Genomic DNA, 26,323 nt, shown 5'->3' with positions numbered 1-26,323 from the left:
AAAATGCGCGCCACTTACAGCGTAAAGCACACAGCCTAGCGCAAATAAGCAGTGAATGTTGTACGTGTGTCCCCTTCGTCTAGTGGCCTAGGACACCGCCCTTTCACGGCGGTAACAGGGGTTCGAGTCCCCTAGGGGACGCCATTGCGGGAATAGCTCAGTTGGTAGAGCACGACCTTGCCAAGGTCGGGGTCGCGAGTTCGAGTCTCGTTTCCCGCTCCATTTTTAAGCAGCGTTGCTTTCGGGCAGGGTTGAGTGAAACCAGTACACATCCCCGGATGGTGTCTGGAACTGAAACACACACCATGGTGTTTCAGGCAGTGTCCCCTTCGTCTAGTGGCCTAGGACACCGCCCTTTCACGGCGGTAACAGGGGTTCGAGTCCCCTAGGGGACGCCATTTTGCGGGAATAGCTCAGTTGGTAGAGCACGACCTTGCCAAGGTCGGGGTCGCGAGTTCGAGTCTCGTTTCCCGCTCCATATTCACAAAAACGCCGCTCACTATAGCGGCGTTTTTGTTTGTGCGTTTTGAAGAGCATGCACCAGCAAGATTGTCCCCGCTGAGCAGTCTGCTCAGCTCTGCCTGGAAGCTAATACCTCGTCGAGCGCCGGTAGCAAGGTCACGCTTTCCTGCTCATCAGGATCGGTGCGCGCAACCAGAGCTGTGGCTGCATGCATGTTGCTGCGGTTGTAGGGCACGTGCGGCATGCCTGCCGGGATGTAGAAGAAGTCGCCTTCTTCTACGACAGCATGTTTTTCCAGTGACTCCCCATACCAGCACCCAGTAGCCCCGCTCAGTGCATAAATAGCGGTTTCATGTTCCTGATGCTTGTGTGCCTTGCCTTTGCCGCCGGGCGGGATCGTCAGCAACTGCATGTGAATATGACGAGCGCCTGCGCTTTGGGCTGAAATACCGACTTGATAATCCAGCCCTTGCTTGCCGTGAGAGGTACGGGCGGGCTTCAGAAGAACACAATCACGTTATTGATCAGGGCGCATGTTTTCTCCTCACCTGATGTCCGATCAAACAGCCAGGATGCTCGCGGCCGGTTCAGGGCCGCGAGCAAGGGCGGTTCGACGGAGCGTGGATCAGGCCGTAGCACCGATCAAGTGAAAGAAACGCTAAGTTTTCCTGATGCCATTGCTATGCATCAGGGCATCTGCGGCCTTTCATTGGGGCGCATGTCAAACACCAGCACTTCTGCGTCGACCCCGTCTTTCAGGCTGATCAACTGTTCGCTGCGCACGCGCACACCGTCGCCTTCGCCCAGTTGCTCGCCATTCAGTACCACGCTGCCTCGGGCGACATGCACGTAGGCATAGCGATTGGCGGCCAGCTCAAGCGCGGCGGTTTCATCGCCATCGAACAGACCGGCGTACACACGCGCATCCTGGCGAACCTTGAGCGAACCGTCTTCACCTTCAGGTGAGATGATCAACTGCAGGCGACCGCGTTTCTGTTCAGCGCTGAAGTGCTCCTGCTGATAGCGTGGCTCTGCACCTGCAACATTCGGCACAATCCAGATTTGCAGAAAATGCACGCCTTCGGTTTGCGAGTGGTTGAACTCGCTGTGTGCCACGCCGCTGCCGGCGCTCATCAACTGCACGTCACCTGGGCGTATCACCGAGCCGGTGCCCAGTGTGTCCTTGTGTTCCAGCGCGCCTTCGAGCACGTAGGAAAAGATTTCCATGTCGCGGTGCGGGTGCTGGCCAAACCCTTTACCGGCCGTTACGCGGTCGTCATTGATGACCAGCAGATCGGAAAAGCCCTGTTCCTGCGGATTGCGGTAGCTGGCAAAGGAAAAGGTATGAAAGGATTTCAGCCAGCCATGATCTGCTGCGCCGCGATCGGAAGCTTTGCGAAGAGTCAGCATGATTCTTTCTCCATCGGATATCGACGCTGCACATTCAGCAATCGATCAAGTGAGATCAAGATTACTGGTTATCCAGCGGTGCAATAAGTAGCTGGGAGATGAATCACTGTCTCGCTGTGGTTGACAGTGTGAGGTGGCTATTCAGCGATTTTGCAGCCAGCCGAGAAATCCGCCTTTCTTCACTTGAGGCGTCCGGGCCAACAAGGTCGATTCAGCATTTTTCTGGCGCAATGCCAGAAGCTTGTGCAGCGCCGTGTTGACCTGGGTGGACTGGGCCAGGCAATCACGGGCCAGATTTTTTTCGATGCGGTAGACGAGGCTGGACGTCAGTGCGGTAAAGCATGCTTGCGAGGGGGTGTTATCAAGAATGCCCTGTTCGCCCAGAATCTCGCCCGGCCCCATGCGGCCCGCTTCGATGCGTCGTTCGCCGTCGGCGATTACGACGCTGATCACACCCGCAGCGATCACCAACAGGCCGTCGGGCATTGCATCAAGATCCAGTAACACTTGCCCGGCCGAGTAGCGTTGCGCGCTCATGTTCTGCGCCAGATGATCGCGCTCTTCCGAGCTCAGCGAGCCAAATACTTTCATGTCTTCGAGCAACGCACGCGCCCTGGAAAAAGGCGCGCCATTCGATTCGGGCTGGCGGATAATGTTCGCAGCTTCCAGATGCCGATAGGCCAGGTCGAACAGTTGGTTGCGCGCTTCGCTTTTAGTGGTCAGGTCGGCAATGAATCCGCTGGCCACGTATTCGCACATGGTTTCTCCAGACGCCTGAAGCAGCGCTTTCGGCGCTGGCGTCGGCAGCAGGCTGGCGCAGCCTTGCAGGGCTCGATCAAGTGCGTCGAGCACTCGTCGCGGGCGGATATGGTTGGGCACCTGAATGCTGATCGACACGCCGTACATATGAGCCGGGCGGCTAAGGTTGACGATCTTGGCTTTGGCGGCGACCGAGTTGGGCACAACGGCGGTGCTTCCAGAGGCCGTCAGCAGATGCGTGGCTCGCCAGTCGATGTCCACCACTTTTCCCTCGACGCCATCGATCGACACCCAGTCGTCAACCCGATAAGGCTTTGTGGTGTTCAGCACAATCCCGGAAAACACGTCGCTCAACGTGCTTTGCAAGGCCAGGCCGACGATGATCGCGACCGCGCCCGAGGTCACCAGCAAGCCTCGGACGGGCAGTTCCAGCACATAACCTGCGGCCGCCACCACGCCAATCAAGAATATCAATGCGCCGATCACGTCCTGTAACAGGTGCCCGCCCTGGCGCCCGAGGCGCGGCATCAGGGCCAGGCCTATCAGCCCGGTGAGCACCCGCGCGGCATACATCCACCAGGCAATCGCCAACGCTGTGTTGCCCAATTGCATAACGCTGTCATCCGGCCAAGACGGCGCCTGTAGCGGGCTGATCCCGGCGTTGGTGATCACCGTGCTGAACGCCAGAAACAGCGCCAGACGCACTGCGACGCGAATGATCTGTAGCCGTGTCGGCGTGGCATGCCAGGCCGCTGCGTCTGCCAGCAACAACACTGCGCCCCACACGAGAGGATGGCTCGACAACAGTGACATCGACAGCTCCTGGGTTTGAGAAGACGGTAATGGCCTGACAACTGGCGTCTGCCAGTCGCTCGCATTGATACTGTGTCAGATATTTCAAAAAACGCTATAAAGCCTTTAATTGTCAGCCGGTCGCGATCATGAACCCTTTTGAAGACATGCGTATTTTTTGCCAGGTCATGGAATCCGGCAGCTTCACAGCGGCGTCCGACAAACTCGGGCTGTCCAAGCAGTTCGTCAGTCGTCGTCTGATGCAGCTGGAGGAACGGCTGGGTGTGCGTTTGCTCAACCGCTCGACGCGGCGTCTGGATGTCACCCCGCTGGGCCAGAGCTATTACGAATCGGCCTTGCGCCTGCTGGCCGAAGTCGAACAGGTCGAGCAGGGCATTACCGGGCAGAGCAGTGAACCGCGTGGCATGTTGCGTCTGAGCGCGCCGTTATCGTTTGCCGTTGCTCATCTGGGCTGCCTGCTGCCGCAGTTCTTGCAGCGCTACCGGGACGTCGCGGTGGAAGTCGACCTGAGCGACCGGCCGGTGGACGTGATCAGCGAGGGCTACGATCTGGCGCTGCGCATCGGTGTGCTGGAAGATTCCAGCCTGATCGCGCGCCGTATCGCTTCAATCGATCGGGTCTATTGCGCCAGCCCAGGCTATCTCGCCGCGCGCGGTACGCCGCAAACGCCTGACGACCTGCACCAGCACGATTGCCTGCCCTATGGTCACAGCCGTCAGGTGCAGTGGCGTTTTCAGGGCGCGGGTAAAGTGTCGAGCCTGAGTGTCAGCGGGCGAATGCGGGTCAATAACGGCGAGTTGCTCAGAGATGCCGCAGTCGCCGGGCTGGGAATCACCTACCTGCCGACGTTCATCGTCGGAGCAGCCCTGCGCGACGGCAGTCTGGTCCGCGTGCTGGACGACCGGCGGCCCGAGCCGTTGACGCTGTCGGCGGTGTACCCGCAACACCGCCAGGCGTCACGGCTGGTGCAAGTGTTCATCGAATTTCTGCGCGAGCGTCTGGATTCGGCTGTCCGGCTGGATGACCGCCAGGGGTGACCGGTGCGCCTCGCGCTATCCGTCATTGCGCCTGGCAAACGCCGCTTTGCCCACACTGGCAAGCACTGCGTCGTTCTGCGGCGTATGCACCCGGCCGCACAGCACATTGCGGTAGTGACGTTGCAGCGGGTTGCTGCGCGACAGGCCCGGATTGCCCGAGGCTTCGACCGCCAGCTCCACGGCGCGTATGGCATTGCCGGTCACCAGAAACTTGATCTGCGCAGCATGCTCGACGGGCGTGTGCCCTTGCGCGGCGGAGTGCAGCAGGTTCTGGTTGGCAAACAGCAGGGTGTCGATATGCCCGACGGTTTCCTGAAAGCGCGGTAGCGTCGAGAGCGCCGCCCCCAGGTTGGACGGCTTGCGCTGTTTCAGCCATTGCACCAGCCAGCCGCGGGCGGAATGGGCGATGCCGTCGTACACCGAGGACAGCAGCACGGCCATCCAGAGCATGCCCGAACCGTCCAGCTCGGCCTGCGGCGCGCTCCACGGGCTGACGCTGACCGCCTGTTCGAGCGGCACCAGCACGTTGTCGAACCTGACTTCGTGGCTGTTGGTCGCGCGCATGCCCAGATGGTCCCAGTCCTCGATGATCGTGATGCCGGGCGTGTCCTTGTGCACCAGCCAAGTGCCGACCAGCGGGTCATCGTCATCGCTGCGCGCCCACACCGCGAACCAGGTCAGGCCATGGCTGCCGGTGGAGTAGATCTTGCTGCCACTGATTCGCCAGCCTTCGGCGGTACGGCGGGCGACGGTGCCCGGCAGACCGCCACGCGCCGGTGTGCCGAGGTCCGGTTCGACGCGCAGCGCGTTGATCAGGGCGCCGTCACGTACGGCCTCTTCGGCCACCCGCACGCGCAGATCAGTCGGCCATTTGCTGCTCTCCTGCAGGCGTGAATGCTGCAGGTAGTGCATCACCAGGATCAGCGCGGTCGACGGTTCGCCCTTGGCCACAGCGCTGACGACCTGTTGCGCGTGCGCCAGATTCGCCGCGCCGCCGCCCAGCTCGGCCGGCACGGTAAAACCGAGCAGGCCGTGGCGGTGCAGCAAGGCGAAGTTGTCGTGGGGAAAGGCGCCGCTGGCATCGTAGTGCTCGGCAGTTTCGGCCAGCGTTGCGGTGATTCCCCGCAGTCGGGTGGCGAAGTCTGCGGCAGATTCGGGCGGCTCGCGGTGCTGACGAAGCGGTGAAAGTGTCATGCGGGGTCCTTTTCGCAGCAGTAGGCAGTGGTGATCGGGCGCAGTGGTTATTGGGCTGTGGCCTGGGCAATCCGGGCGCGCGACGCGTTGAAGCTTTTATCGAAACCGGTCGAGACGTCGATCGGTTTGCTGACGATGCCTTCCGCCAGATAGGTGTTGGCGGTTTCTTGCAGCCCTTGAATAATCGGGTCGTCAATCGGTGTGCGCTGCATTTTCGTGGCTTTCGCCACGGCCAGATGCACATCGACAGGCAGGCCGGTCACTTTAGCCTGCGCTGCGGCGTACGCCTCGGGATGCGCGTTGGTCCAGTTGAAGGCCCGCTCGACCCTGGCCACAAAATCCTCCAGTTGCACGCGTTTACTGTCGATGGCCTTGCTGGTTGCGGCGAGGTACAGGTGATTGCTCAGCAGTTGGTCGCCGCTGACCAGTACATGCGCATCGTTCTGGCTGATGGAGATCGTGGTGTACGGGTCCCAGGTTGCCCAGGCATCGGCGTCGCCATTGGCCAGCACCAGACGTGATTCGCTGGGCAACAGGTAGATGAAGCTGACATCGCTGGTCTTCAGCCCGGCATGCTGCAGCGCGCGGATCGCCAGATAATGACCGATGGAGCCGCGCCCGGTGACAATACGCTTGCCCTTGAGGTCGGCCACGGTCTTGATCGGCGAATCTTTCGCCACCAGCACAGCGGTGGTGAAGCGGCCTTCGGCATGGGTGATGCTGACCACTTTTAACGGCGCACCCGCGCCGAGGGCAAACACATAGGGCGCATCACCCAGCGCGCCGATATCCACGGCTTCGGCATTAAGGGCTTCGCCCAATGGCGCGGCCGAAGGGAACTCGGAGAACCTGATTTCATATGGCACATCCTTGAGCTCGCCGGAGACTTGCAACAGCACTTTGAGTAATGATTTCTGATTGGCCACCAGCAGGGGCGCCAGCTCTGCAGCCAGAACCTGCTGACCCGCCATTACGCTCAGCAATGCCCCCAGCAACAGGCTTTTGAACGGCAGGGGGGATTTGAAAAAAGGCAGCATTTAAATGGGTCTCCAGTATGGTTATGAGTGAATGAACCGGGCGACGCTTCGCTTGTTCACGAAAGGGTGCGTGCATCCACAGAATATTCACTGTCTGAAACGAGGCCTTCGCGAACAAATTCGCTCCCACAAAAGCCCGGTTTCCCGTGCTCATCGAGACCGATATGCGGCGCCGCGCACTTAAAACCGGACATCAAATCACGTAAAACCCGTGTGTCCCGTCACGCCCCAATTGTTCGACCAGCCCGAACTCCCAATCCAGATACGCCTGCATGGCTTCGCGCGGCGCCTCGGTGCCTTCATAGGGGCGGCGATAGCGGTCGATGCGCGGTGAGGCCAGTCGGCTTTCGCCATGTTCCAGTGGCAGACCGGCTTTGACCCAACTGGCCGTGCCGCCTTCAAGGAGGAACACCGGCCTGTCGGTCAGCGCTTCGACGTCGGCCACCGCGAAACGCGCCAGACGGCTGCTGCCACAGGTCAATACGTAGCGGTCGGCGGCAGGTATTCTGGCCAGCGCCTGTTTGAGATCGGCACGCAAGGCCCACCAGGCGCCGGGGATGTGCTGTTTGTCGTAATTGGCGCTGGCAGTGAAATCCAGCACCGCCACCTCGACCTGTTGCTGCCAGTCAGCAAGGGTCTCGACGCTGATGGCTTCCACCTGCTGCGGCGCAGGGAAGGGCGCGTCCCAGTCGCCCGATTCGCTGAAATCCGCCTCATGCAGGTCATCGATGACCGACACCTCCCAGCCCAGTTGTGCCAGCCAGGACGCCGACATGTTGGCGCGTACTCCGTCGTCGTCCACCAGCACGATGCGTGCGCCACGCACACTGGCGAAATGGTCGGTTTCCTGCACCAGCTGGCCGCCCGGTGTCGAGCGCGCGCCAGGCAAATGGCCCTTGGCAAATTCTTCCGGGGTGCGCACATCGAACAGATACGTGGTACGTGCCGGCTCGGCCTGCCAGCGTTGCAGTTCGCTGCGGCTGGCACGCTTTACTCCGGCCCGGTCGGCGACCTTGCGAGCATCGGCGCTGGCCGTTTCGCGGGTGTCTTCGCTGACCGCTGCAAAGCGTCGGTGCTGCCCGTGGTCCAGCGTCTGCCCGGCCAGCAGCCAGCCGATAGTGCCATTGCGCAGCGCATGCACCTGATTGGGAATGCCTGCGTTGACTAACGATTGAGTGCCGATGATGCTACGCGTGCGGCCCGCGCAATTGACGATGATCCGGGTGTGCGGATCAGGTGCCAGCTCGCGCGCGCGCAGCACCAGTTCCGCGCCGGGTACGCTGATGCCGCCCGGTATGCTCATGGTCTGGTATTCGTCATAGCGGCGCGCATCCAGCACCACCACATCGGCGTGGCTGTCGAGCAGGGCTTTGACGTCTTCGGCGGCCAGCGAGGGCGTCGCGCGTTGATGCTCCACCAGTTCGCCGAACGCCTTGCTCGGCACATTAACGTCAATGAACAGCTCGCCGCCCGCATCGCGCCAGCCCTGCAAGCCGCCGTCGAGCAGTCTCACGTCGCTATAACCCAAGGAGTACAGGCGTTGCAGAGCAATCTGCGCCAGCCCTTCGCCATCGTCATAAAGAGTGACGGCAGTATCGCGCCGTGGAATCCGCGAGAACACCTCCAGCTCCAGTTTCGACAGCGGGATATTCACCGCAAACAGCGGATGAGCCTCGGCGAAGGGTGCTTCTTCGCGAACGTCGACCAGCGCCAGCTCCTGGCGGTCCAGTAATGCCTGACGAATATCGGCGAATGATCGGGTTGTGACTGTGGTCATTGGATGACGCTCCCTGTTGACGAGTCCTGACGAGCAGAGGTGCCGGCATTGGAATAGCCGGAAATGAACAGTTTTTCGTTGCCGTCGAGGTCGTAGACGGCGCGCTTCACGCTGCCAATATCGGCGCCATACACATGAATGCTGATCGAGACCTGATCGTCGAACGCGTTGCTGACCTGATGAACGTCGTTGCTGGAAGGCGACAGGGCTTCAACCTGGCCTGGTTGCAACAAAATGGGCGGCCCGCTGGTTTCAAAGTGTCCCTGTGCGTTTCGCACGTAACCCTGTGAGTGTTCCGCGCCACGCAACATGCCGATTAGGCCCCAGACACGGTGGTCATGAATCGGTGTGCGTTGCCCCGGCCCCCAGACGAAACTGACCACCGAAAAGCGCTGCTGCGAGTTGGCGTGGAGCAGAAATTGCTGATAACGAGCAGGATCGGCGACGGCAAATTCTGCGGGCAGCCAGTCATCGTGGCTGACCAGTTGCGCCAGCAGCTTGCCGCCGCGCCGCAGCAGGTCGACCTCATGCGGTTTGCCGCCGATCAGCTCGGTCAGCGCGTCGACAAAGGCGTCGAGTCGTTCGGGGTGTCGCTGCGGGCGGCTTGGCGCGGTCATGTCCATTTCCAGATCAGGGAATGGTTAGATATAAGCATGATACCTGTATTTAATATGCTATTTTTTAATGATTAGGTTATAACGAAAACGTCTTTTGCTTTTCTTCGCCAATGCAGGAAGTCACAAGCCGGGCTATGCATCGGTGCTCGCGGGTACTATGCTTTTTGCCTATGTTGATTTCTCATATTTATGTGCGGTCCGAATGAAAATTGATGATATCGATGCGTTCGTTGCAGTCATCCGCTGTCAGTCGATCAGCCACGCGGCTGAATCACTCGACCTGACCCAGCCGGCCATCACGCGCCGGGTACAGAATTTCGAGCAGGCCCTTGGCGTCGAGTTGTTCGATCGCAACACCAAGCCGCTCAAACCAACGCCGATGGGGATTCAGGTGTATCAGAAATGCCTGGCGATCCTGCGCGAGATGGATTCGCTGCGTGAGCTGGTGGCCAGCGACACGCCGCCCAGCGGTTTGCTGCGCGTTGGTGTGCCGCAAACCATCGGCGATGTCGTGTTGCTGGATGCGCTCAAGCAACTGCGCGGTGGATTCCCGGAGTTGCGTGCGCAGGTCAGCACCGGCTGGGGCAGCCACCTGATCGGCAAAATCGAAAACGGTGAACTGGACGCTGCAGCGGCGTTGTTCCCGGCAGGCAAGATTTTCCCGGACAACATCATCGGGCAGTCCATCGGCAAGATGGAGCTGGTGGTGGTGTGCGCCAAAGGCTCGGCGCCGAAAAAGCCCGGCAAGCTGGCGGATTGCTATGAGCAGGGCTGGGTGCTCAACCCGGATGGCTGCGGGTTTCGCGCAGGTTTGCAGCGCACCCTGACCGATCAGGGCCTGAGCATGAAGGTCAACCTGGAAACCTTTGGCACCGAGTTGCAATTGGGGCTGGTGGCTGACGGTATGGGGCTGGGCCTGGTGCCGAGGCCGCTGCTCGAACGCAGCGCGCACCGCGAGCAACTGATAGCGCTGCCCCTGAAAGACTTCAAACCGGTCATGGATTTGTGGCTGTTCTACCCGCGCTTTCTGGGCAACCTGCAAGCGCCGGTCGACGCGTTTGGTGCCTTGGTGGCTCGATCCCTCAAGCCGGTCTCGGCTGCCGCCTGAGGCTGACATCGCGGGCGGGCTGCCTTGAATCAAGTCAGCCGTTCCGCGTTGCCGTCTGTCAGGCAACCTGCTCGCGTGCCTGCTGTTCGCGCTGGGCGACCAGTTGGCGAGTCAGCGGGATCAGCTTTTTACCGTAATCGATGGCATCTTCCAGCGGGTCGAAACCGCGAATCAGGAAGGTGGTGATCCCCAGGTCGTAGTAATCCAGCAACGCTTCGGCCACCTGTTCCGGGGTGCCGACCAGCGACGTGGAATTGCCCTGCGCGCCGAGCAGGCCGGCAATCCCGGTCCACAGGCGCTTGTCCAGCCGCGAGCCTTGCGCAGCGGCGGCCAGCAGGCGGCGCGATCCTTCATTCGGTGGTTCACGGCGTACAAAGCCGTTGCTGTCTGCCAAGGCTTTGGCCTGTTCCAGAATGCTGTCGGCGCGTGCCCAGGCTTGCTCTTCGGTATCGGCCAGAATCGGTCGCAGTGACAGGCTGAAGCGAATGGTGCGGCCATGTCTGGCGGCTTCGGCGCGCACCTGTTTGACCACGTCGCGCACCTGTTCGTAGGTCTCGCCCCACAGCGCGTAGACATCCGCATGCTTGCCGGCCACGGCAATCGCTGCTGCCGAAGAGCCACCAAAGTACAGCGGGATATGCGGCTGTTGTGGCGATTTGACCAATGAGTGTGCGCCCTCGAACTGGTAGTAAGTGCCTTGGTGATCGAACGGCGTGTCGCTGGTCCATTCCTGGCGCACCACGCTGAGGTATTCGTCGCTGCGGGCGTAACGCTCGTCCTTGCCGATGTGGCTGCCGTCAGCGCGCAGTTCCTTGTCATCGCCGCCGGTGATGATATGCACCGCAGTGCGTCCGCCATTGAACACGTCCAGCGTCGCAAACTGCCGGGCAGCGACGGTCGGCGAAATAAAACCGGGGCGATGTGCGACGAGAAATTTCAGTTTGCTGGTGACACTGGCAGCCTGCGCCGCAACCAGCGTGCTGTCCGGGCTGTTGGAGTGGTAAGCGATCAGTGCTCGATCAAAGCCTGCGTCTTCATGAGCCCTGGCCACCTTCTGCACGTAGTCGGGCTGAATGGTCGCGCCACTGCGGGGATGAATTTCAGAACCGGGTTGAGTGGCGATATAGCCAATGAATTCAATGCTCATGAAAACTCCTGCCAATGGTTGAGGTCCGTTCGACCGTGTCGAGAAGCACCATAAAGGCAATCGGCAGGTGCTGTGAAATTCGATTTCGGTCTAAGTTAATTATAAAAAATATGCATTATTAAATTGGCTGATAATTAAAGTTTTGTGCGAAGACATTCTGTACAGGGCAGGGCATCATCAACCCTCGTTGATTCGCCATATGATGAGTATCATGTTCGTCTGTATTTGCTGGAGGGGCATCCATGCCTGCCGAAAAACCCGAAGTTATCATCACCTATTGCATTCAATGTCAGTGGCTGCTGCGCGCGGCCTGGCTGGCTCAGGAACTGTTGAGCACCTTCAGTGACGACCTTGGCAAGGTGTCCCTGCAACCGGGCACTGGCGGCGCGTTTCGCATTACCTGCGACGGCGTGCAGATCTGGGAGCGCAAGGCAGACGGCGGCTTTCCCGAGGCCAAGGTACTCAAGCAGCGCATCCGTGACCAGATTGACCCGGCGCGTGATCTGGGCCACAACGACCGACCCGCACCCGCCGGTCCGCAGTAATACGAGGCGTATTGTCACGACATCGCCACGCGCGTGTCACATTCAGTTAACCGGCATGCTCCACTCTTTTAAAAACCATGCCGGAGGTCGTCCCATGAGCAGTGCTCAGCTCGCCACACCCAGCCGCAAACAACGTGTGCGGACCTTGTGGATTTCCGACGTCCACCTCGGCACGCGTGATTGCCAGGCTGAGCACTTGTCTGCATTTCTCAAGCGCTATCAGGCGGACAAGGTGTACCTGGTCGGCGACATCATCGACGGCTGGAAACTGCGCGGCGGCATGTACTGGCCGCAAGCGCACACCAACGTGATTCACCGCCTGCTGACGATGAGCAAACGTGGCACCGAAGTGATTTATGTCACCGGCAATCACGACGAATTTCTGCGCCGTTACTCGAAACTGGTGCTGGGCAATATCCAGTTGGTGGACGAAGCCGAACACGTGACCGCCGACGGCCGTCGACTGCTGGTCATTCACGGCGACCAGTTCGACGTGATTACCCGCTATCACCGCTGGCTGGCCTTTCTCGGCGACTCGGCCTACGAGTTCACCCTGACCCTCAATCGCTGGCTGAACCACTGGCGCGCCAGGTACGGCTATGGCTACTGGTCGCTGTCGGCGTATCTGAAGCACAAGGTCAAGAGTGCGGTGAACTTCATCAGCGACTTCGAGGAAGCCATTGCTCACGAATGCGTGAAGCGCGGGCTGGACGGCGTGGTATGCGGGCACATCCACCACGCAGAAATCCGTCAGGTGGGCGGCGTGGAATACCTCAATTGCGGCGACTGGGTTGAATCCTGCACCGCCCTGATCGAGCACCTGGACGGCAACATCGAACTGTTCCGCCTGGCCGATGCGCATTTGAAGGCACAACAGGTGGTGGTGCAGGAGCCTGTCAGCGAGCCGGTTGCCTGAGCGGCGGAAAAGCGCTCCTTAAAAAGGAACCTTGCCCAACAACATGTCACGGTACATGACGAAATCACCGAGCAGGCTGTAAAACGGATGCTTGAACGTGGCCGGCCGGTTTTTCTCGAAAAAGAAATGCCCGGCCCATGCAAACCCGTAGCCCGCAACCGGCAACCACCACAACAACTCCCAGCGGCCACTGCCCACCCCAAACGCCAACAAAAAGATCACCAGCGACGTACCGAAAAAATGCAAGCGCCGACTCGAACTACTGCTGTGCTCGGCAAGATAGAAAGGATAAAACTCGGCAAAGCTTGAGAAACGCTTGATCGTATCCACGGCGCGCACCCTCGTGTTGGTTCTTGTTGTTATACACAAATTTGGCCGATTATCGTGCTACTCCGCGTTGGCATGCAGTTCGTGACGCTCTGCGTAACGCAGCAACTGCGGCACGGTGTAATGCCTTGCCCGCAATCACTGCACATAAAAGAAAGCGCTTTTTTATCACGATGGCACTGGCGACGCAGAGTGCGACGTAAGTGACGGCTGAGTCCTGGCGCTGATCCGGGGGATGCGAGGCAGGACGCCGAGCAAGCCGCATCCGGGCCAAGGATGGCCCGTTGCGGCGGCCCCCGGATCAGTGTCAGGGCGAAGGAACCCGACGAAGTCGGGCCGGAAACGGAGCCAAGGGATTTGCCTAATTTGGCCCCATCAAAGTAGGTCGCCGAGGGGCGAAAAGGTGCCCTGAGCCATAAACAAACATCACTGCCACCGCAGAACCGCTGAGTGACGCGGAGCGTCACCGGTCTGCACCGCACACTCAAGATCGGACGCAGAGCGTCCAGAACGGCATGCCGACGCGGAGCATCGGCACGATAATCATACTGGCCTCTTCGTGAGCAAGCTCACTCCCACAGGGAGCTTTATTCACATCGCGAATACGGTCAAAGCACGCTTTTGGAACCTTCGGGACTGGCGTATGACCCAAGTGGGTGGCATCAGGCCTCAATGTCGCCAGAACGCTGGCACACACAGGACCAGCACAGTAATGATCTCCAGCCGGCCGAGTAGCATGCCGCCGGACAGAATCCACTTGGCCGCATCTGGCAGAGTCGAGAAATTGCCGGCCGGACCGATGACCTCGCCTAGCCCGGGCCCGACACCGGAAACCGTACTGGCCGCACCCGTCAGTGCCGTCATCCAGTCCAGCCCGAGCAGCGACAGCATCAACGCGATCAGGCAGATGGTGATGGTGAAAAAGAACGAAAAGGTCAGAATCGAGCGAACGATTTCGTCGTCCAGCCGATGGCCGTTGTACTTCTGCTTCATTACCGCACGCGGGTGGATCAATTGATTGAGGTTGGTCTTAAGCAGAATGTAAGCGACCTGAAAGCGGAAAATCTTCACCCCGCCGGCTGTCGAGCCGGAGCAACCGCCGATGAAACCCAGATAGAAAAACAGCATCAGCGAAAAGTTGCCCCACAGGCTGTAATCGCCAAGCGCAAAGCCGGTAGTCGTCACTACGGACGTGACGTTCAGCGCAACATGGCGCAACGCCTCGGTCCACGGCAGATCAGTGGTGTTGGCGTACCAGACGGTCATCACCAGCCAGGTCACCAGCAACAAGCCGATCAGCCCCTGCACCTGTTCGTCCTTGATCAGCGCGCCACGATTGCCGCGCAAAGTGGCAACGTACAACGTGAACGGCAGACTGCCGAGAATCATCACCACAATGGCGACCCAGTGCACCGCAGGCTGTGGCCATTTGGCCAGCGACAGGTCGGACGTGGAGAAACCACCGGTGGAAATGGCCGACATTGCGTGGTTGATCGCGTCGAACAGGCTCATGCCTGCCGCCCAGAACGCCAGGCTGCCCAGTGCGGTAAAGCCGACATAGGCCAGCACGATGAACTTGGCCACCATGTGCGAGCGCGGCATGACCTTTTCCGAGCGGTCCGAGGACTCGGTCTGGAACAGGCGCATGCCACCGATGCGCAGCAACGGCAGAATCGCCACCGCCATGCCGATAAAGCCGATGCCGCCCAGCCAGTGCAACATCGAGCGCCAGATCAGAATGCCCGGCGACATGCTGTCCAGGTGGCTGAGCACTGTAGAGCCCGTGGCGGTAATGCCCGACATGCTCTCGAAGAACGAGTCGGTGTAGCTGATGTGCTGGGTCAGCAGAAAGGGCAGGGCGGCGAAGATGCACACCACGATCCAGCTGGACACCGTAAGCATGTACATGTCGCGGGGGCGCAATTGAACATTATCCGGGCGGCCGGGCACCACCAGCGCCAGCCCGGCGATAAACGTGATCGCGCTGGCCCACAGAAACTCGCGCAAGTCTTCGAAGCGGTCGTAGATGACCAGTGTTGCCATGGGCACAACCATGGCCACCGCCAGAGTGATCAAAAAGATGCCGATGATGAAACCGATAATGCGAAAGGTCGGCAACGACATGAAAGACTCTGGCTGGCGTAAGGAAAGCCGCCATTCTACCTGCGCTTGGGGGCATGTAAACCAGTGCAGACGTGGGGCGTTTCGACAAGGCAGGTAAGGATTTGTCCGCCAGGCTCGTTATTGACAGTCAACAGGCTCTAGAATATCCAGCCCATCTTTCAAGGAGAAAGCCCATGCAGGCGCTCGACGCTTTGCTCAATCGCGTATCGGTTCCGCGACTGGTCGACCCGGCCCCGGACGCTGCGCAGCGGGAAATCATGTTTGGCGCAGCGTTGCGCTCGCCTGATCACGGTCAGCTGAAGCCGTATCGCTTTCTGACGGTTGAAGGTTCGGCCCGTGAGCGTATGGGCGAAATGCTGGTCGAAGCGCTGCAACAGAGCGGTGCAGAAGTCACCCCGAAGGCACTGGAAAAGGCCCGGCTCGGCCCATTGCGTGCGCCGCTGGTCGTAGTGGTGATCGCCCGCCTGCAGGATCATTTCAAGGTCCCGCGTGCGGAGCAGCTGTGAGTTCGTCAGCGAGTGGCAGGGCCAGGGCTAGGCCGAAGCGGGCGTCACCGGTTCCAGCGGCAGGTCCAGTGTGGCGACGAAGCCACCGTCCGGGTGGTTGCCGAGCATCAGGGTTCCGCCATGCCGCTCCGCTGCCCGCCTGGCAATTGCCAAGCCCAGGCCGTGACCCGGTGTGGTCTGGCCGGGGGCGCGGTAAAACGGTTCGCCCAGTTGCGCCAGGTGTTCTGCGGCAACCCCCGGGCCGTGATCACGGACGCTCAGACGGATATGATCGCCGACCTGAACGGCCTGCAACTCGATACTCTGCCCCGGCGCATTGAAACGCAGGGCATTGCGCAGCAGATTGTCCAGCGCCCGCTCGATCATGTCCGGCCAGCCTTGCAATTGCAGACCGTTCTGAACCTCGACCCGAATGTTTTGCTCGGCGCCGTCCAGATGCGTGTCGTGCTTCAGGCGTTGTAGCAATTCGTCAAGATGCACTGGTTCAGGGTGGCCAAAATCAGCATCCAGCCGCGCCAACGCCAGAATCTCGCTGATCAGCGCTTCCAGGCGGTCACATTCGCGGCTCAGTCTTGGCCACAGCTTTTCGCGTTCGGCAGGCTCCGCACGCTCGGCCAGCGCCAAGGCGATGCGCAGTCGAGCCAGCGGCGAACGCAACTCGTGGGAAACGTCGCGTAACAACTGGCGTTGGCTGCCGATCAGGCTTTGCAGGCGTGCACCCATGCGGTTGAAGTCTGTGGCCAACACGCCGAACTCGTCACGCCGGTTGGCTAGCTGCCCGAGGCTGTGCTGTTGATAACTGGTTTGCCCCAGGTCATGCACTGCGCCGCGCAGACGATTCAGCGGACGGGTGATCGACAGCGTCACGAACAGGCTGAACAGGGTCAGCACCACCAACGCGATGCCCAGCGCACTCAGTGGCCACATCAGGCTCTGGCGATGCCACGCGTCAAGTTCCGGGTGGGGGACACGGTAGATGAACAGGTAGGTTTCGCCGGTTTTCGGGCTCGTGTACTCCGTGGCCAGACGCCTCCAGGGCAACTTCCGGCCGTTGTCATCGGCATCTTCCTGCTGGCGGGCTTCAAATGCGGCGGCGCGAGGTGGAAAGGTGCCGCGCACCACAGGCTCACCGCTGTCACTCAGCACCTGAACGTCGATGCGGTTGCGCCGCTTGATGTCCTGAAGAAATGCCTGGGCGTCATCCGCGCCCTGTTCTTCGAAGCGCTGCGTCCATTGTTCCGGCAGCACGTTGAGCACCGGATGGCGGTTGAGGATCCAGGCGTCCTGATTGAGCATGTGCCCCATGAGGACCGACAAGCCGCCGACCAGGGCAATCGCCAGCCAGAAGCTGGCCAGGATTCGCCAGAACAATGAACGCACGGGATTTCCTCGATCCTAGTAAAAAAGCCCGGCATGCGTGTGCATGCCGGGTTCGGTTCAACTCATCAGGCCAGAAGGCCTGACGATTACAGCGTTTTTGCAGTTTTTGCCGCTTTCCAGGCTTTGAACTCGGCCCATTCGGCGCGACGCTCGTCCTGCTTCTTCTTGATTTCGTCGAACTGCTTCTGCTGATCAGGCTTGAGCAGTGCACGAATCTCGCTGTCGGTCTTGGAGCGCTTGGCTTCGATTTCGTCGCGCATTGCTTTTTGGTCCGCCGCCGGCATTTTTTCCAGGTAGCTCTGCGTGATTTCGCGGCGTTCGTGCATTTGTTCGCGCATCAGACGGTCGATCTGCTGACGCTGTTCACGTGTCAGGTCCAGCTCGGCCATTGGTCCTTTCGGGCCTGGACCGCGATGCATGCCTGGGCCTGGGCCCCGGTCATCACGCTCGATGTGCATGCCGGGTGCGTCTGCATCAGGGCCACCGGCGGGTGGCGCTGGCGGAGCGGCCATGGCGATGGCAGGCAGGGCAGTTGCGAACATCAAAGCGATCAGGGTCTTGCGCATGGTGTATCTCCTTGTCTCTAGTGCGGCTCGATGCCGATGAGCCCAGTTTAGGGAGAACAAGGTCAAGCGCGGTCAGCGCTTGGTAAAGCTTGTGTAAGGGGGCAGGTACAAGCTGTCAGCTAGAAGCGCTTTGCTTGCCGCTTGCCGCTGCTCAAAGAGCATAATAATACCCGCGACTGCGCAGGGCGACGATGCGCGGCCGGCCATCAGCGTGCGGTCCGATCTTCTTGCGCAGGTTGCTGACGTGCATGTCGAGGCTGCGGTCATAAAGCGTCAGTTTGCGGCCCAGTGCCAATTGCGCCAGTTCCTGCTTGTCCAGCGGCTCGCCGGGTTGACGCATCAGCGCTTCCAGCAGGCGACTCTCGGACACCGTAAGGGTCAATTCCTTTTCATCGACGCTGACCACGCCACGCATCGGGCTGAAGGTCAGGTCGCCCAGCTCGAGCTGGGTGGACGACGCAACCGGATGGCTGCGGCGCAGTACCGCGCGCAGGCGGGCGGTGAGTTCACGCGGGTCGCAGGGTTTTGCCAGGTAATCGTCAGCGCCCAGTTCCAGCCCGAGAATGCGGTCAAGCGGCTCGCCGCGTGCTGACAGCATCACTACCGGAAGGTCCAGGTGTTCGGAACGCAACTGCTTGAGCAACTCCAGACCACTGCCATCGGGCAGCATGACGTCCAGCACCACCGCAGACGGCGCTGAATCGGCCAACGCCTTGCGCGCGCTGGAGCCATCGTGGCAGGCACGCACCTGAAAACCTTCCTGACTCAGCCAACTGCTTAGCAGCTCGCAGAGCTCCTGGTCATCGTCGATCAGTAACAGCTCGCTCATGATTCACTCATTTTGGCCACTGCCTTCATGCAGCACAGCCCTGCCTCGATCAGGAAGCAGAGCTGCGTAGGGTTTGGTCAGGCTGAGATCAGGGCAGGACTTGCTTGAACGGTTTGACCACGACATTGGCATAGACGCCCGCCGCAACGAACGGGTCGGCTTCGGCCCAGGCTTTGGCGGCGCTCAGTGATTCGAACTCGGCGACAATCAGGCTGCCGCTGAAACCGGCAGCGCCGGGGTCGTTGCTGTCGACCGCAGGGTGCGGGCCAGCCAGGACCAGGTGGCCTGCATCCTTGAGCGCGTTCAGACGCTCGAGGTGCGCAGGCCGGACGCTCATGCGTTTTTCCAGCGAGTTTTCGACGTCAGTGGCAATGATTGCGTAGAGCATGTCAGTCCTCGGATTTGGTCGTATTGGGGGCGGTATCGTGCAGGTGGCGTGACAAGTAGATGCCCTGGCCGACCAGGAACAGCAGGGTCATGCCCAGGCTGCCGAATACTTTGAAGTCGACCCAGAATTCCTGATAAGTGAACGCCACGTACAGGTTGGCCGCGCCGCAAAACAGGAAGAAAATGATCCAGGCGATGTTCAGTTTTGTCCAGATGGCCGCCGGCAGGGTCAGCGCGTGGCCCATGATGCGCTGGATGAGCGGGCGATCACCGATAAAATGACTGCCGGCAAACGCCACGGCAAACAGCCAGTTGACTACCGGGGCTTTCCACTTGAGGAAGGTTTCGCTATGGAAAGCCAGCGTCAGGCTACCGAACACCAGACAGGCGACCAGCGTCAGCCATTGGCTCTTTTCCAGTTTGCGCTGCTTGATGTAAAGAATGCTGTAGACCACCACCGAACTGATGATGAGCATGGCTGTTGCACTGAATATGCCACCGAACGTGTAGCTGTTGCCGAGGATATCCACGGCACGTGGCTCGGTTTTGTAGACGATGAAAAACAGCAGCAGCGGGATGAAGTCGATGAATTGTTTCACAATGGCAGCCAGAAGCAGGATGTGACGGCATAATAACAAACATCAATGAACACGAAAGCACCACTATGAATGTTGACCTGCATTGCCACAGCACCGCTTCCGACGGGGCACTCTCGCCCACGGCGCTGGTTGCCCGTGCTCATGAAAACGGCGTGCGCGTCCTTTCCCTGACCGATCACGACACCCTCGAAGGGCTTGAAGAAGCCCGCGCGGCGGCGCATTCATTGGGCATGCAGCTGGTCAACGGCGTCGAGTTGTCCTGCACCTGGGGCGGCGCGACCATCCACGTTCTGGGCTACGGGTTCGACACTCAGGCCCCGGCGCTGACCGAAGCCATCGCCCGATTGCATGAAGGACGCTGGTTGCGGGCCGAAGAAATCAGCCGGAAATTGGCGATCAAAGGTATGCCTGGCGGGCTGGAAGGTGCTCGCGCGATCCAGCAGGAGCTGGGCGACAGCGGCAACGCGCCGGCGCGACCGCACTTCGCCGATTTCATGGTGCGTGCCGGTTTCGTCAAGGATCGCGGCGAGGCGTTTCGCAAATGGCTGGGTGCGGGCAAATTGGGTGACGTCAAGCAGCACTGGCCGACCCTGGAAGACACCGTTGCAACCTTGCGTGCCTCCGGCGCGTGGGTCAGCCTCGCGCATCCTTCGCATTATGACTTTACGCGCAGTAAACGGCGTAAACTGGTCGGCGATTTCGTCCAGGCCGGCGGGCACGCCATCGAAGTGGTCAATGGCATGCAGCCTGCCGATCAGGTCGGAACCCTCTCCATCCTGGCGCGTGAGTTCGGTCTGCTGGTCAGTGCCGGCAGTGACTTCCACGGCCCCGGCACCTGGGGCGAGATCGGCACGTACCGCCCGGTGCCCGAGGATCTACCGCTTTTGTCGTGCAGATTCAAACATGAACAGCCTACCGCCGCCGTCTGAACAGGAAGTTACCGTGAGTCAATTTTTCCAGGTCCATCCGGAAAACCCGCAGCCGCGCCTGATCAAACAGGCCGCAGAAATCATAAAAGCCGGCGGGCTGGTGGTGTACCCGACAGATTCGTCCTACGCGCTGGGTTGCCAGATCGGCGACAAGAGCGCCATTGAGCGCATTCGCCGCCTGCGCCAGCTGGACGACAAACACAACTTCACCCTGATGTGCTGCGACCTTTCGCAACTGGGTCTGTTTGCCAAAGTCGACACTGGCGCGTTCCGCGCGCTCAAGGCGCACACGCCGGGGCCGTACACCTTCATTCTCATCGCTACCCGCGAAGTGCCGCGTCTGGTCCTGCACCCCAAGCGCCGCACCATCGGCCTGCGGGTGCCGAGCCATCCCATCGCCCAGGCGCTGCTGGAGCAACTGGGCGAGCCGCTGATGAGCGTCAGCCTGATCATGCCCGGCGACAGCGTGCCGCTCAGCGATCCTTATGAAATGCGCCAGATTCTCGAGCACCATGTCGACCTGATCATTGATGGCGGTATCGGCGGCATTTCGGCGTCCACCGTCATCAACCTCTCCGAAGGTGAGCCGCAGATCGTGCGGGTCGGCTGCGGCGATCCGACGCCATTCGGTGACCGCGCTTAATGACCGTCGTCGAGGCCGCAGACAGCCAGGCCGATGCCCAGCAGGAACTGCCGTTCGCGCTGGTCTATGGGCGTGCGGTCACGCAGATGCCGCTGGACCTGTACATTCCGCCGGATGCGCTCGAGGTTTTTCTCGAAGCGTTCGAGGGGCCGCTCGACCTGCTGCTGTACCTGATTCGTAAACAGAACATCGACATCCTCGACATCCCGGTGGCGGAAATCACCAAGCAGTACATGGGTTACGTCGAGCTGATGAAGACCGTGCGCCTGGAGCTGGCGGCGGAATACCTGGTCATGGCCGCCATGCTGGCCGAAATCAAGTCGCGCATGTTGCTGCCGCGTTCGGCGGAAATCGAAGAGGAAGAGGGCGACCCGCGTGCCGAGCTTATCCGTCGCCTGCAGGAGTACGAGCGTTTCAAGGCCGCCGCCGAAGGCATCGATGGCTTGAAGCGGGTCGGCCGCGACGTCATCGTGCCGAAACTCGACGCTCCCGAAGCCCGTGCGCGCAAATTGTTGCCGGATGTCAGCCTTGAAGAGGTGTTGATGTCCATGGCTGAAGTGCTGCACCGTGGCGACATGTTCGAAAGCCATCAAGTCAGTCGCGAGGCATTGTCCACCCGCGAACGCATGAGTGACGTGCTGGAACGCCTCAAAGGCGGTGGTTTCGTGCCGTTTGCCGAGCTGTTTACCGCAGAAGAAGGGCGTTTGGGTGTGGTCGTGACATTCATGGCTGTGCTGGAGCTGGTCAAAGAGTCGCTGGTCGAGTTGGTCCAAAACGAGCCCTTTGCGGCGATCCATGTCCGGGCGCGAGCCGAGTAGAGCAAGAACACACCCATGAACCTCAACGAACCTCGCGAACTGGCCCCGTTGCTCGAAGCATTTCTGCTGGCCTCCGGAAAGCCGCAGACGCTGGAGCGGCTTTACGAACTGTTCGAGGAAGGCGAACGTCCCGAGCCGCCAGTGTTCAAGAAGGCGCTGGACGTACTGCGCAAATCCTGTGAAGGCCGTGCGTTCGAGCTCAAGGAAGTGGCGTCGGGCTATCGCCTGCAGATTCGCGACCGGTTTTCGCCATGGGTTGGAAGGCTGTGGGAAGAGCGCCCGCAGCGTTACTCCCGCGCGATGCTGGAGACCTTGGCATTGATTGCCTATCGCCAGCCAATCACCCGTGGCGAAATCGAAGACGTGCGCGGCGTGGCGGTGAACAGCCACATCGTCAAGACCCTGCTGGAGCGCGAGTGGATTCGCGTGGTGGGCTACCGCGACGTGCCGGGCAAACCGGCAATGTTCGCGACCACCAAAGGCTTTCTCGACCATTTCAATCTCAAGAGCCTGGACGAACTGCCACCACTGGCCGACCTGCGCGAGATGGAAACAGAACCGGTCATGGATTTCGAAGAGGCCCCTGTGCCCGCACACCTGCAAGCCCTCGCCGACGCCAGCCTCGACCCCGACGCCGAGCCCGAAGCCCCCCGCGACGAAACCAGCTTCCGTACCCTGTTGGTGGAACTGGACTCGATGGAAGAAGGCCTGAAGACCGATTTCGACGACCTGTTGCGCGCGGAGCCGGAGGCTGAAGCCGGCAAAGGCGACGATGAGGTCTGACTGATTATCTCCCACGCTGGAGAGTTCAGCGTTATACACAAGTCTTATAGGAGCGAGCTTGCTCGCGAAGGCGATGGTGCAGGCGCGCGCTTTTCGGAGTCTGTACGGGCCCGTTCGCGAGCAAGCTCGACTCCCACAAGACCTATGTATAAACATGAGCGCTCTTGTCCTCTTGATACCTCGTCCTGACGCGTGCGGAACGATGTTCTCTGACTATCGTGCCAACGCTCCGCGCACTTCGGTCGAATTCATACGCCACCCCACGGTCACATCTGATACCACCCGCCATGAGATCCGCTGCCCATGAGTTCGACCAAGAACCCCTGCATCAGCCTGTGCAAATTCGATGATGATATTTGCCTGGGTTGCGGTCGCAGCAAGCGGGAAATCAAAGCCTGGAAGAAGCTGGAGAAGGACGACAAGCGCACGGTGCTTGAAGAATCAGCCAAGCGCCTGGCGAAGCTCAAGGCCGCCCGTCGCAAAAAAAAGAAGTGATTCCGGCTATTGCCGCTGCTGCGTGATGCTTAATCCGCCGCAGGGGCGTATGATGGCCGACCCTCAGCGATCAGTGGTCGCGCGGGCTATCAAGTATTTCGCCTTGCCGCTCTCCACAGCGCGCCGGGCACAGGTCTCACCGGTTCTCGGTCAGCCCTGATTCGACACACCGGGAGGTGCCCAGATGAGTGAAAAAGACAAGCAGGACAGCCAGGAAATCGGACCCGCAGGCGAAAAGCTGCAGAAGGTTCTGGCGCGTATTGGCGTGGGTTCACGCCGTGACGTAGAAGCCTGGATTACCCAAGGCCGTATCAAGGTCAACGGCAAGGACGCGACCCTCGGTCAACGCGTCGACCTGCATGACGCCATCAGTGTCGATGGTCGCGTCATCAAGCGCGAAGAAGCGGCTGAAACAGTCCGTCGCGTCATCATGTACAACAAGCCCGATGGCGAAATCTGCACCCGTGACGACCCTGAAGGCCGTCCGACCGTATTCGACCGTCTGCCGCGCCCTAAAGAAGGTCGCTGGATCAATATCGGTCGTCTCGACATCAACACCACCGGTCTGCTGATGTTCACCACCGACGGTGAACTCGCCAACCGCTTGATGCACCCGTCGTTCGAGATGGACCGTGAGTACGCGGTTCGTGTGCGTGGCGAAGTGGATGACGACATGCTGCTGCGCCTCAAGAACGGCGTGATCCTCGAAGACGGGCCTGCCCGTTTTACCGATATCAAGCAGGCGCCGGGCGGCGAAGGCTTCAACCACTGGTATCACTGCGTGGTGATGGAAGGCCGTAACCGTGAAGTACGTCGTCTCTGGGAATCCCAGGGGTTGGTGGTCAGCCGTCTGAAGCGTGTGCGCTACGGGCCGGTGTTTCTCAATTCCGATCTGCCGATGGGCCGCTGGCGCGAAATGAGCCAGTACGAAGTCGACATTCTGTCTGCCGAAGTCGGTCTGCAACCTGTGGCTCAGCCGCAGATGAATGCCAAGACCAAGGACAAGATGGAGCGTCTGCAACGTCAATCGTCGCGGCCGCTGGGCAAGGGCGAGCGCGTTGTTCGTACCCTGCGTCCTGCTGCGGGAGCCCCGACTGGCGAGCGCGCACCGCGTCAACCGCAGATCACCGGCAGCGAGCGCGACCGTCCGCGTGGCGGCGATTCGACTCAGCGTCCTTTGCCGCGCAAGGATTCGGGCAAACCTGGATCACGTGCCCCGCGCCCGGCCGACAACAGCCGTGGCACCCCGGTCGCCGAGCGTCCGAGCGACATGAACAAGCGTCCGGCCAAGCCTGGGCCGAAACGTGTCGGCATCAAGCTGGTCAACGATGACGCGCCGTCAGGCAAGCGTCGCGGTCCTCCGGCCGGTTCAGGTCAGCGTCCCGGCTTCGGTCGTCGCAAGCCTGAGTGATTGCGTGGTGTGAATGAACAGCAACGCCAGTCCTCAGGGCTGGCGTTGTCGTTTCCGGCAACGTGAAAAGCGTTGTCACACAGCCGTCGCGCATCCAGCTCTCTGTTTTGAACCTCAATCTGGATGCAGGTGTACAATACTGCGCTTTTTTCTGTGAATCATTGCTGTTCAACGCCTTGGGCCAAACGCCTCGGGTGCTGCAATTCTGTTGTGCCACGAGCACAGCAGGTTCTATTCACAGAACAAGAACAATCAGGTGGCTATTGAATGACTGAAACAACCGCACCATCGGGCGAATTGAAACGCGGCCTGAAGAATCGACACATCCAGTTGATCGCCTTGGGTGGTGCCATCGGTACTGGCCTGTTTCTCGGCTCGGCGGGCGTATTGAAATCTGCCGGGCCGTCGATGATTCTCGGCTACGCCATCTGCGGCTTCATCGCCTTCATGATCATGCGCCAGCTTGGCGAGATGATCGTCGAAGAGCCAGTGGCCGGATCGTTCAGCCATTTCGCTCATAACTACTGGGGCGGTTTCGCCGGCTTTCTGTCGGGCTGGAACTGCTGGCTGTTGTACATTCTGGTGGGCATGTCGGAGCTGACCGCGGTCGGCAAATACATCCATTACTGGTTGCCTGACATCCCGAGCTGGGTGTCGGCAGCAGCCTTTTTCATCCTGATCAATGCCATCAATCTGACCAACGTCAAGGTGTTCGGCGAGACCGAGTTCTGGTTCGCGATTATCAAGGTGGTGGCGATCATCGGCATGATCGCGCTGGGCAGTTACATGCTGGTCAGCGGCAGCGGTGGCCCGCAGGCGTCGGTCAGCAACCTCTGGGAGCATGGCGGATTCTTCCCCAATGGTGTCAGCGGATTGGTGATGGCGCTGGCTATCATCATGTTCTCGTTCGGTGGTCTGGAGATGCTCGGCTTTACCGCTGCCGAGGCCGAACAGCCGAAGACCGTGATTCCCAAGGCGATCAATCAGGTCATCTACCGCATCCTGATTTTTTACATCGGTGCGCTGGTGGTGCTGTTGTCGCTGACACCGTGGGACAGCCTGCTGGCCAGCCTCAACGCTTCGGGTGATTCCTATAGTGGCAGCCCGTTCGTGCAGGTGTTCTCGATGCTCGGCAGCGATACGGCGGCGCACATTCTCAACTTCGTAGTGCTGACGGCCGCGCTGTCGGTCTATAACAGCGGCACCTATTGCAACAGCCGCATGCTGGTGGGCATGGCCGAGCAGGGCGATGCGCCCAAGACGCTGGCGCAGGTCGACAAGCGCGGCGTGCCGGTCAAGGCGATATTCGCGTCTGCCGCCGTGACGCTGGTGGCCGTGCTGCTCAACTATTTCGTGCCGCATCAGGCGCTGGAGCTGTTGATGTCGCTGGTGGTCGCCACACTAGTGATCAACTGGGCAATGATCAGCTACTCGCACCTGAAATTCCGTCAGCACCTGAACCGCACCGGGCAAGTGCCGCTGTTCAAAGCATTGTGGTATCCGTATGGCAACTACGTGTGTCTGGCGTTCGTGGTGTTCATCCTCGGTATCATGCTGATGATCCCCGGCATTCAGATCTCGGTTTATGCGATACCGGTATGGCTGGCGGTGATGTGGATCTGTTATCGGGCCAAAAACAGGCGTAGCGTTGTTCTGCCTGCCGGTTCCGGCAGGTGAACACGTCTGTTCCAGAAAAGAAGATGC

General features: G+C 60.2%; 26 protein-coding genes, 4 tRNA genes and 1 pseudogene. 16 read left to right on the top strand and 15 right to left on the bottom strand.

Going from position 1 to position 26,323, the window contains the following annotated elements; translation table 11 throughout:
• The first annotated feature begins 68 nt into the window (after positions 1 to 68).
• The 4 genes from BLT55_RS13745 to BLT55_RS13730 all read left to right on the top strand — a co-directional run bounded on the left by BLT55_RS13745 (position 69) and on the right by BLT55_RS13730 (position 478).
• Positions 69 to 144: transfer RNA gene (locus BLT55_RS13745), tRNA-Glu, on the top strand.
• Positions 145 to 146: 2 nt separating this feature from the next.
• Positions 147 to 222: transfer RNA gene (locus BLT55_RS13740), tRNA-Gly, on the top strand.
• Between the two features lie 100 nt (positions 223 to 322).
• Positions 323 to 398: transfer RNA gene (locus tag BLT55_RS13735), tRNA-Glu, on the top strand.
• A 4-nt stretch (positions 399 to 402) separates the two neighbouring features.
• Positions 403 to 478: transfer RNA gene (locus tag BLT55_RS13730), tRNA-Gly, on the top strand.
• 93 nt (positions 479 to 571) lie between these two features.
• Here the strand turns inward: BLT55_RS13730 and BLT55_RS13725 are convergent.
• The 3 genes from BLT55_RS13725 to BLT55_RS13715 all read right to left on the bottom strand — a co-directional run bounded on the left by BLT55_RS13725 (position 572) and on the right by BLT55_RS13715 (position 3,444).
• Positions 572 to 928 carry a cupin domain-containing protein gene (locus BLT55_RS13725; protein WP_310886917.1) on the bottom strand — a complete coding sequence of 119 codons (357 nt, stop codon included), beginning with the start codon at positions 926 to 928 and terminating at the stop codon, positions 572 to 574.
• 221 nt (positions 929 to 1,149) lie between these two features.
• Positions 1,150 to 1,872 carry a pirin family protein gene (locus tag BLT55_RS13720; protein ID WP_055001589.1) on the bottom strand — a complete coding sequence of 241 codons (723 nt, stop codon included), beginning with the start codon at positions 1,870 to 1,872 and terminating at the stop codon, positions 1,150 to 1,152.
• A gap of 141 nt (positions 1,873 to 2,013) precedes the next feature.
• The gene (locus BLT55_RS13715; protein WP_055001590.1) at positions 2,014 to 3,444 is read right to left on the bottom strand and encodes a mechanosensitive ion channel family protein; all 1,431 of its coding nucleotides are present in this window, start codon (positions 3,442 to 3,444) and stop codon (positions 2,014 to 2,016) included.
• A gap of 128 nt (positions 3,445 to 3,572) precedes the next feature.
• Between BLT55_RS13715 and BLT55_RS13710 the strand changes: the two genes are divergently transcribed.
• Positions 3,573 to 4,481: a LysR family transcriptional regulator gene (locus BLT55_RS13710; RefSeq protein WP_055001591.1), complete on the top strand. Its 909-nt coding sequence runs from the start codon at positions 3,573 to 3,575 to the stop codon at positions 4,479 to 4,481.
• Positions 4,482 to 4,496: 15 nt separating this feature from the next.
• On the opposite strand, the gene BLT55_RS13705 is transcribed toward BLT55_RS13710, so the two are convergent.
• From BLT55_RS13705 to BLT55_RS13690, 4 genes are all read right to left on the bottom strand, one after another.
• Positions 4,497 to 5,675, bottom strand: coding sequence for an acyl-CoA dehydrogenase family protein (locus BLT55_RS13705; protein ID WP_055001592.1), 1,179 nt, complete (start codon positions 5,673 to 5,675; stop codon positions 4,497 to 4,499).
• A gap of 47 nt (positions 5,676 to 5,722) precedes the next feature.
• Positions 5,723 to 6,712, bottom strand: coding sequence for an ABC transporter substrate-binding protein (locus tag BLT55_RS13700; RefSeq protein ID WP_055001593.1), 990 nt, complete (start codon positions 6,710 to 6,712; stop codon positions 5,723 to 5,725).
• 193 nt (positions 6,713 to 6,905) lie between these two features.
• The gene (locus BLT55_RS13695; protein ID WP_055001594.1) at positions 6,906 to 8,489 is read right to left on the bottom strand and encodes a rhodanese homology domain-containing protein; all 1,584 of its coding nucleotides are present in this window, start codon (positions 8,487 to 8,489) and stop codon (positions 6,906 to 6,908) included.
• Entirely contained in the window at positions 8,486 to 9,106 is a 621-nt protein-coding gene (locus BLT55_RS13690) for a cysteine dioxygenase family protein (RefSeq protein WP_055001595.1), read from the bottom strand. Before BLT55_RS13690 ends, BLT55_RS13695 begins: the two co-directional genes overlap by 4 nt.
• A 202-nt stretch (positions 9,107 to 9,308) precedes the next feature.
• Here BLT55_RS13690 and BLT55_RS13685 point away from each other — a divergent pair, with 202 nt between their 5' ends.
• Positions 9,309 to 10,214: a LysR family transcriptional regulator gene (locus BLT55_RS13685; protein ID WP_055001596.1), complete on the top strand. Its 906-nt coding sequence runs from the start codon at positions 9,309 to 9,311 to the stop codon at positions 10,212 to 10,214.
• 58 nt (positions 10,215 to 10,272) lie between these two features.
• Here the strand turns inward: BLT55_RS13685 and BLT55_RS13680 are convergent, their stop codons facing one another.
• Entirely contained in the window at positions 10,273 to 11,361 is a 1,089-nt protein-coding gene (locus BLT55_RS13680) for an LLM class flavin-dependent oxidoreductase (protein WP_055001597.1), read from the bottom strand.
• A gap of 242 nt (positions 11,362 to 11,603) precedes the next feature.
• On the opposite strand from BLT55_RS13680, the gene BLT55_RS13675 reads away from it, so the two are divergent.
• Together BLT55_RS13675 and BLT55_RS13670 are read left to right on the top strand one after the other, a co-directional pair.
• Positions 11,604 to 11,906 carry an Rdx family protein gene (locus tag BLT55_RS13675; RefSeq protein ID WP_055001598.1) on the top strand — a complete coding sequence of 101 codons (303 nt, stop codon included), beginning with the start codon at positions 11,604 to 11,606 and terminating at the stop codon, positions 11,904 to 11,906.
• A 94-nt stretch (positions 11,907 to 12,000) separates the two neighbouring features.
• The gene (locus BLT55_RS13670; protein WP_055001599.1) at positions 12,001 to 12,822 is read left to right on the top strand and encodes a UDP-2,3-diacylglucosamine diphosphatase; all 822 of its coding nucleotides are present in this window, start codon (positions 12,001 to 12,003) and stop codon (positions 12,820 to 12,822) included.
• 18 nt (positions 12,823 to 12,840) lie between these two features.
• On the opposite strand, the gene BLT55_RS13665 is transcribed toward BLT55_RS13670, so the two are convergent.
• Together BLT55_RS13665 and BLT55_RS13650 are read right to left on the bottom strand one after the other, a co-directional pair.
• Entirely contained in the window at positions 12,841 to 13,152 is a 312-nt protein-coding gene (locus BLT55_RS13665) for an Mpo1-like protein (RefSeq protein ID WP_055001600.1), read from the bottom strand.
• Positions 13,153 to 13,818: 666 nt separating this feature from the next.
• A complete protein-coding gene (locus BLT55_RS13650) occupies positions 13,819 to 15,273 on the bottom strand; it encodes a TrkH family potassium uptake protein (protein WP_054999738.1) in 1,455 nt (484 codons plus the stop codon).
• 173 nt (positions 15,274 to 15,446) lie between these two features.
• On the opposite strand from BLT55_RS13650, the pseudogene BLT55_RS13645 reads away from it, so the two are divergent.
• Positions 15,447 to 15,776 (top strand): annotated as a pseudogene (locus BLT55_RS13645) (nitroreductase family protein); the annotation flags it as partial.
• Between the two features lie 30 nt (positions 15,777 to 15,806).
• Here BLT55_RS13645 and BLT55_RS13640 read toward each other — a convergent pair.
• The 5 genes from BLT55_RS13640 to BLT55_RS13615 all read right to left on the bottom strand — a co-directional run bounded on the left by BLT55_RS13640 (position 15,807) and on the right by BLT55_RS13615 (position 19,540).
• Positions 15,807 to 17,159: a sensor histidine kinase gene (locus tag BLT55_RS13640; RefSeq protein WP_074800535.1), complete on the bottom strand. Its 1,353-nt coding sequence runs from the start codon at positions 17,157 to 17,159 to the stop codon at positions 15,807 to 15,809.
• An 86-nt stretch (positions 17,160 to 17,245) separates the two neighbouring features.
• Positions 17,246 to 17,725: a Spy/CpxP family protein refolding chaperone gene (locus BLT55_RS13630; protein ID WP_007251387.1), complete on the bottom strand. Its 480-nt coding sequence runs from the start codon at positions 17,723 to 17,725 to the stop codon at positions 17,246 to 17,248.
• 151 nt (positions 17,726 to 17,876) lie between these two features.
• Entirely contained in the window at positions 17,877 to 18,554 is a 678-nt protein-coding gene (locus BLT55_RS13625) for a response regulator transcription factor (RefSeq protein WP_074800532.1), read from the bottom strand.
• 88 nt (positions 18,555 to 18,642) lie between these two features.
• Positions 18,643 to 18,942, bottom strand: a complete 300-nt coding sequence (locus BLT55_RS13620) for a YciI family protein (protein ID WP_007251384.1) — start codon at positions 18,940 to 18,942, stop codon at positions 18,643 to 18,645.
• 1 nt (position 18,943) lies between these two features.
• Positions 18,944 to 19,540: a septation protein A gene (locus BLT55_RS13615; protein ID WP_055001821.1), complete on the bottom strand. Its 597-nt coding sequence runs from the start codon at positions 19,538 to 19,540 to the stop codon at positions 18,944 to 18,946.
• 65 nt (positions 19,541 to 19,605) lie between these two features.
• Here BLT55_RS13615 and BLT55_RS13610 point away from each other — a divergent pair, with 65 nt between their 5' ends.
• The 7 genes from BLT55_RS13610 to BLT55_RS13575 all read left to right on the top strand — a co-directional run bounded on the left by BLT55_RS13610 (position 19,606) and on the right by BLT55_RS13575 (position 26,296).
• Positions 19,606 to 20,469, top strand: coding sequence for a PHP domain-containing protein (locus BLT55_RS13610; protein ID WP_055001822.1), 864 nt, complete (start codon positions 19,606 to 19,608; stop codon positions 20,467 to 20,469).
• 13 nt (positions 20,470 to 20,482) lie between these two features.
• Positions 20,483 to 21,112, top strand: a complete 630-nt coding sequence (locus BLT55_RS13605) for an L-threonylcarbamoyladenylate synthase (protein ID WP_055001823.1) — start codon at positions 20,483 to 20,485, stop codon at positions 21,110 to 21,112.
• Positions 21,113 to 21,198: 86 nt separating this feature from the next.
• Entirely contained in the window at positions 21,199 to 21,930 is a 732-nt protein-coding gene (locus tag BLT55_RS13600) for a segregation and condensation protein A (protein ID WP_183132134.1), read from the top strand.
• A gap of 15 nt (positions 21,931 to 21,945) precedes the next feature.
• Positions 21,946 to 22,713, top strand: a complete 768-nt coding sequence (scpB, locus tag BLT55_RS13595) for an SMC-Scp complex subunit ScpB (protein ID WP_055001824.1) — start codon at positions 21,946 to 21,948, stop codon at positions 22,711 to 22,713.
• A 303-nt stretch (positions 22,714 to 23,016) separates the two neighbouring features.
• Positions 23,017 to 23,208 (top strand): DUF1289 domain-containing protein, encoded by a 192-nt coding sequence (locus BLT55_RS13590; protein WP_055001825.1) that lies wholly within the window; start codon positions 23,017 to 23,019, stop codon positions 23,206 to 23,208.
• 184 nt (positions 23,209 to 23,392) lie between these two features.
• Positions 23,393 to 24,619: a 23S rRNA pseudouridine(2605) synthase RluB gene (gene rluB, locus BLT55_RS13585; RefSeq protein ID WP_055001826.1), complete on the top strand. Its 1,227-nt coding sequence runs from the start codon at positions 23,393 to 23,395 to the stop codon at positions 24,617 to 24,619.
• Between the two features lie 267 nt (positions 24,620 to 24,886).
• A complete protein-coding gene (locus BLT55_RS13575; RefSeq protein WP_055001827.1) occupies positions 24,887 to 26,296 on the top strand; it encodes an amino acid permease in 1,410 nt (469 codons plus the stop codon).
• Positions 26,297 to 26,323 lie beyond the last annotated feature (27 nt).

Source organism: Pseudomonas cannabina (genome assembly GCF_900100365.1).
GTDB classification, from domain to species: Bacteria; Pseudomonadota; Gammaproteobacteria; order Pseudomonadales; family Pseudomonadaceae; genus Aquipseudomonas; species Aquipseudomonas cannabina.
Note: the sequence above shows the minus strand (reverse complement) of the source record. Positions and strands in the feature narration are given on the sequence as shown.